Consider the following 2,305-nt stretch of genomic DNA (forward strand, 5'->3'; position numbering starts at 1 on the left):
GCGGCGCGGGCGGTTTCCAGCAGCTCTGCCGCCGACCGCCCGTCCGGGCGGAAACGCCCGCCCAGCCCCTGCGCCATCTGCCGCGCCGCATTGATCTGGTCATCGGGGACAAAACCCAGCTCGGCCCGCCGGGTCGCGGCCTTGGCCAGAACGCCGGGATCAGTGGCCAGAACCACGCCGGAAATCGCGCCCTGATAGGTCTCTTGCCCCTGAACGCCGGATTTCGGGAAACAACTGTTGGCGCGGCTGTTAAAGGTAAAGGCGCCACAGGCGGCATCGCTGAGGCAGGCGCGCTCGCAGGCCGTATAGCTGGTGTCGAACAACGCCCGCAGATCGCCGCCGGGAAAATCCGTATCCACGCTAAGCGTCACGCGCCGGTCTGGCACTGGAATGTCCTGCTGGGCCAAAACCGGGCTGACCAATGCCGCAACAGACAGGACGGATGCCACTAGGAATCGACGCATAACAAGCCTCCAACAACTGAACCTGATGAATGCTGGCACAGCGGCAAGTCGCAAGGCAACGATTCCCCGGGGACGTTAACCCGGTATTCACCCTGCGGCGGTCATAGAAAAGAACAGGGCTGTGAGACGGGTTCGGCAATGACACTGGAGAAAAAACTGGCCGAAGAACGGCGCGGGCGGCTGGCGGCGGAACGGCTGCTGGACCAGAAAACCCGCGAGCTGTTCGAGGCCAATGCCAAACTGTCGAAACATGCCCGGCACCTGTCGGACGAGATCGTCGAGACCCGCCAGCAGGCCGAGGAATTGCGCGGTCGCAACACTCAGATCACCGAAGAACTTGAGGTCGTCAGCACCGCCTTCGCCATCGCCGAGCGCCGGTTGTGGGATTCGTTGGAAACCATCCGCGATGGTTTCGCCGTGTTCGATGCCGACGACCGGATGGTGGCCTCGAACGCGGCGTTCCGGGCAATTTTCGAGGGCCTCGAAGACGTCCGGCTGGGCGCGCCCTATGCCGATATCGTGCAGTTGATGGCGGACGAGGGCATCGTCGATACCCAAGGCCTGTCGCGCGCCGATTGGGTGGCACAGGCGCTGGCCCGCTGGCAACTGAACCCGGTGCCGGATTCGGTGATCCGGCTGTGGAACGGCCAATACCTGAAACAGATCGAACGCCGCACCCCGGCGGGCGACATGGTGTGTCTGCACCTGAACCAGACCGAAATGATGCGCATGTGGGCCGCGGTCGAGGCGGTGCAAGACGGGTTTGTCCTGTATGACCACGACGACCGGCTGGTGATGTGCAACGACCGCTATCGTCAGATCTATGCCGACAGCGCCCCGGCGATGCTGCCCGGCACGACCTTCGAACAGATCCTGCGCTATGGACTGGACCGTGGCCATTACAAGGATGCGATCGGCCACGAAGAGGACTGGCTTGCCGACCGCATGAACCGCCACCAGCGCGCCGATGGGGTGATCGAACAACCGCTTAGCGACGGGCGCTGGCTGCGGATTCTGGAACAGCAGACGCCGGACGGCGGCCGCGTTGGCCTGCGCATGGACATCACCGAACAGAAACAACAACACGCCGCGCTGGAAGAAGCCCGTGTCGCCGCCGAGGCTGCCAGCCGCGCCAAATCGGCGTTTCTGGCCAATATGAGCCACGAATTACGCACCCCGATGAATGGCGTCGTCGGCATGGCCGAACTGCTGTGCGACACCCCCCTGTCCGAGGAACAACGCCTTTACGCCGAAACCATCCGCAACTCGGGCGAGGCGCTTTTGGTTCTTTTGAACGACGTTCTGGATTTCTCAAAAATCGAGGCGGCCAAGCTGAACCTGCATCCCGAACCTTTCGATCTGGAGCGCGCAATCCATGAAATCGTGATGTTGCTTCAAGCCACGGCGCATGACAAATCGCTGGCGCTGCTGCTGGACTATGACATGTTCCTGCCGACCTGTTTCCTTGGCGATCGCGGACGCATCCGGCAGATATTGACCAACCTGATCGGCAACGCGGTCAAGTTCACGCAGGCCGGGCATGTGCTGGTGCGGGTGGTCGGATTGCCGGCGAACCTGCCCGACCAACAGCAAATCCACATCACTGTTGAGGACACCGGTATCGGCATCGCGCCCGAGTTGCAGCAGCATATCTTTGGCGAATTCAATCAGATCGAGGACCAGCAGAACCGCAATTTCGAGGGCACCGGTCTGGGGCTGGCGATCTCGAAACAACTGGTTGAACTGATGGGCGGCGACATCTGGGTCGACTCGGAAAAAGGCGTGGGATCGTGCTTTGGCTTTCGCATAACCCTGCCCTTGGCCGAGGAACAGGCGACCCA

The 2,305-nt window shown here is 62.1% G+C and carries 2 protein-coding genes; one reads left to right on the forward strand and one right to left on the reverse strand.

Annotated features, from left to right (window positions below; all coding sequences use genetic code 11):
• On the reverse strand, positions 1 to 464 hold a 464-nt coding region (locus tag ABYW26_RS13545; RefSeq protein ID WP_372605442.1), incomplete at its 3' end, for a PAN/Apple domain-containing protein.
• Positions 465 to 602: 138 nt separating this feature from the next.
• Here ABYW26_RS13545 and ABYW26_RS13550 point away from each other — a divergent pair.
• Positions 603 to 2,305: PAS-domain containing protein (locus ABYW26_RS13550; RefSeq protein WP_372605443.1), on the forward strand; the 1,703-nt coding region annotated here is incomplete at its 3' end.

Source organism: Actibacterium sp. (genome assembly GCF_041584535.1).
GTDB lineage: Bacteria > Pseudomonadota > Alphaproteobacteria > Rhodobacterales > Rhodobacteraceae > Actibacterium_D.